At 66.4% G+C, this 1,275-nt stretch carries 2 protein-coding genes; one reads left to right on the forward strand and one right to left on the reverse strand.

What is annotated here, in order from left to right; genetic code table 11:
* Positions 1–315 precede the first annotated feature (315 nt).
* Complete coding sequence (locus ACFWPJ_RS33190) at positions 316–540, reverse strand: hypothetical protein (protein WP_378857533.1); 225 nt, start codon at positions 538–540, stop codon at positions 316–318.
* Between the two features lie 424 nt (positions 541–964).
* Between ACFWPJ_RS33190 and ACFWPJ_RS33195 the strand changes: the two genes are divergently transcribed.
* A complete protein-coding gene (locus ACFWPJ_RS33195; protein WP_378857535.1) occupies positions 965–1,132 on the forward strand; it encodes a hypothetical protein in 168 nt (55 codons plus the stop codon).
* The last annotated feature ends 143 nt before the right edge of the window (positions 1,133–1,275 follow it).

The raw sequence follows: 1,275 nt of genomic DNA on the forward strand, positions 1-1,275 counted from the left end.
TGTATTCCGGTCTGGTGGGCTCGGTTTTGTTTATAACAGCCAGCCCGAGTGATCCGTTTGTAGCGACCCCTTCGGGGGCTGATCCCGGCCGAGTGCACTCGGCCGGGATCTGCCGAGTGCAGAGCTTGCGGTCATGACACAGTCCAATGGCGCCGAACCCATAGAGCTTCGAGCCTGTCCGAGACGTGCTCAGCACCGGGCGGCAGGTCGATCGAGTGCACAGCGTCCCAAACCCTCGCCATCACGGACCGGACCGTGTCCTGCGCGACTCGCGGCGCCAACCCCCACGAGCGGGCTTCGGCCACGAGATCGGATTCATCGACAACATGAATATTGGTGCGCCCGTGCTACGTCCGCCAGCGCGGCGGTGGTGCTACCCGGATGGGTGCCCAGCGCCGCCCACAACGCCCGTGGTGCGGGTTTGCGCAGCACGGGCACAACCGGCCGCACCGAACCGTGTTCCGGGGCGGGCGCGGTGGTTTCCGGGGCGGGCGCGGCTGGTGCCGGGGGCACGGTGGTGGTGGTGTTCTTCTTGGACATGGCAGGTCCCTCCAGTAATGGGGTTCGTGAATTTCCGGTGATGTCCCGGTCGGGACAGGAACCACACCGATGGGGCGAATTCCCCGGGGCGGTGTTGTTCCGGGTTCCATGGACGCTCGATGCCAGGGCCGATGTCAAGCGGAACGTGGAAAGAAACTCCGGTCCCGATTTACCCTCGGCTGTTTCCGAATGCGAACGGCGCGAGTGGAATTCGGCTCGCCGGCAATTGTTGCGACGAGACGAAACCGGGCTCACGCCGACGGCCTCGCCGCGGTTCCCGAATCCACGCGAGGCCACGCCGTACTCGCCGGCGACCCGCGAGTACGGCGTCCGCATCCGAGGTCGGTGCTGCGGTAGCGTCACGAGCCGAATCTGCGTGTACACCGAATCTGCTGGACGTTCTCACGCGATGGGGGAGTTCGAGATGGGCAGGGAACCGATAGGCCGGGAAGCGGCCGACCGGATCGGCGCAGCCGCCGACCGAGACCCCGCCTCCATGACGGCGATATCGGGGTTCGCCAACCGTGCCGATGCCGCCGCCGCCCGCAACGACTACGACGACGAGGACGACTGGGGCCCGAAACCGGCCTAGGCAGTGTCTCGAAGTCCGGGGGCACCCGCGCACCCGCCGAATGAAGGTGCCCTCGATCGCGTCGGCCGACCAAAGGTGCCCGGCATTCGGGGTACCCCGGCGAAAGAATGGGCACTTGTTCGCCGATTGGCGACTGATAGTCG

Origin of the sequence: Nocardia sp. NPDC058497, from assembly GCF_042720195.1 — a bacterium.
GTDB lineage: Bacteria > Actinomycetota > Actinomycetes > Mycobacteriales > Mycobacteriaceae > Nocardia.